The 1,531-nt window shown below is 67.1% G+C and carries 4 protein-coding genes and 1 pseudogene; all 5 read left to right on the forward strand.

Going from position 1 to position 1,531, the window contains the following annotated elements:
* A pseudogene (locus G6W55_RS37565) lies at positions 1–341 on the forward strand (30S ribosomal protein S3); the annotation flags it as partial.
* Positions 342–346: 5 nt separating this feature from the next.
* Positions 347–766 (forward strand): 50S ribosomal protein L16, encoded by a 420-nt coding sequence (rplP, locus tag G6W55_RS37570; RefSeq protein ID WP_030788270.1) that lies wholly within the window; start codon positions 347–349, stop codon positions 764–766.
* Positions 766–990 (forward strand): 50S ribosomal protein L29, encoded by a 225-nt coding sequence (gene rpmC / locus G6W55_RS37575; RefSeq protein WP_003998824.1) that lies wholly within the window; start codon positions 766–768, stop codon positions 988–990. Before rplP ends, rpmC begins: the two co-directional genes overlap by 1 nt.
* Positions 990–1,274 carry a 30S ribosomal protein S17 gene (gene rpsQ / locus G6W55_RS37580; RefSeq protein ID WP_014674375.1) on the forward strand — a complete coding sequence of 95 codons (285 nt, stop codon included), beginning with the start codon at positions 990–992 and terminating at the stop codon, positions 1,272–1,274. Before rpmC ends, rpsQ begins: the two co-directional genes overlap by 1 nt.
* A gap of 100 nt (positions 1,275–1,374) precedes the next feature.
* The coding region (locus tag G6W55_RS37585; protein WP_175525052.1) for an uL14 family ribosomal protein at positions 1,375–1,531 on the forward strand (157 nt) is incomplete at its 3' end.

Genomic DNA, 1,531 nt, shown 5'->3' on the forward strand with positions numbered 1-1,531 from the left:
GCTCGGAGTTCTACCGCGAGGGCCGTGTGCCCCTGCACACGCTCCGCGCGAACGTGGACTACGGCTTCTTCGAGGCCAAGACGACCTTCGGCCGTATCGGTGTGAAGGTCTGGATCTACAAGGGCGACGTCAAGAACATCGCCGAGGTCCGCGCCGAGAACGCCGCTGCCCGCGCCGGCAACCGCCCGGCCCGTGGCGGCGCCGACCGCCCGGCCCGTGGTGGCCGCGGTGGCGAGCGTGGCGGTCGCGGTCGTAAGCCGCAGCAGGCTCCGGCTGCCGAGGCCCCCAAGGCCGAGGCTCCCGCCGCCGCTCCGGCTGAGAGCACCGGAACGGAGGCCTGACCGACATGCTGATCCCCCGTAGGGTCAAGCACCGCAAGCAGCACCACCCGAAGCGTCGCGGTGAGGCCAAGGGCGGTACGACGGTCGCGTTCGGCGAGTACGGCATCCAGGCCCTCACGCCGGCGTACGTGACCAACCGCCAGATCGAGGCGGCCCGTATCGCGATGACCCGCCACATCAAGCGTGGCGGCAAGGTCTGGATCAACATCTACCCGGACCGTCCGCTGACGAAGAAGCCTGCCGAGACCCGCATGGGTTCCGGTAAGGGTTCTCCCGAGTGGTGGATCGCGAACGTGCACCCGGGCCGGGTCATGTTCGAGCTGTCCTACCCCAACGAGAAGATCGCCCGTGAGGCCCTGACTCGCGCCGCCCACAAGCTGCCGATGAAGTGCCGGATCGTCAAGCGCGAGGCAGGTGAAGCGTGATGTCGGCCGGTACCAAGGCGTCCGAGCTGCGCGAACTGGGTGACGAGGAGCTTCTCGCGAAGCTCCGCGAAGCCAAGGAAGAGCTGTTCAACCTCCGCTTCCAGGCGGCGACGGGTCAGCTCGAGAACCACGGTCGGCTCAAGGCCGTCCGCAAGGACATCGCGCGGATCTACACCCTGATGCGTGAGCGCGAGCTGGGCATCGAGACGGTGGAGAGCGCCTGATGAGCGAGAGCAACGTGACTGAGAACACTGAGGCGCGCGGTTTCCGCAAGACCCGTGAGGGTCTCGTCGTCAGCGACAAGATGGACAAGACCGTCGTCGTCGCCGTCGAGGACCGCGTCAAGCACGCGCTGTACGGCAAGGTCATCCGCCGTACCAACAAGCTCAAGGCGCACGACGAGCAGAACGCCGCGGGTGTCGGCGACCGTGTCCTCCTGATGGAGACCCGGCCGCTGTCCGCCACGAAGCGGTGGCGCGTCGTCGAGATCCTCGAGAAGGCCAAGTAAGTCTCCTGCGAGGCATCCCTCGCAGGACAGTTCCGCCAGGCTCCGGGAGCCGCTCCGCTGAGCGGCTCCCGGGGAACCGGCAGACAAACAGGAGATAGACGTGATCCAGCAGGAGTCGCGACTGCGTGTCGCCGACAACACTGGTGCGAAGGAAATCCTTTGCATCCGTGTGCTCGGTGGCTCCGGTCGCCGCTACGCGGGCATCGGTGACGTCATCGTCGCCACCGTCAAGGACGCGATCCCCGGTGGCAACGTGA

The sequence above is a fragment of the Streptomyces sp. CAI-85 genome, from assembly GCF_013363615.1.
Lineage (GTDB): Bacteria > Actinomycetota > Actinomycetes > Streptomycetales > Streptomycetaceae > Streptomyces > Streptomyces antibioticus_B.

What these genes read in the sequence shown, in the direction of transcription:
- rplP (WP_030788270.1), top strand. Translation starts at nt 347, where the DNA reads ATGCTGATCCCCCGTAGGGTCAAGCACCGCAAGCAGCACCACCCGAAG.
- rpmC (WP_003998824.1), top strand. Translation starts at nt 766, where the DNA reads ATGTCGGCCGGTACCAAGGCGTCCGAGCTGCGCGAACTGGGTGACGAG.
- rpsQ (WP_014674375.1), top strand. Translation starts at nt 990, where the DNA reads ATGAGCGAGAGCAACGTGACTGAGAACACTGAGGCGCGCGGTTTCCGC.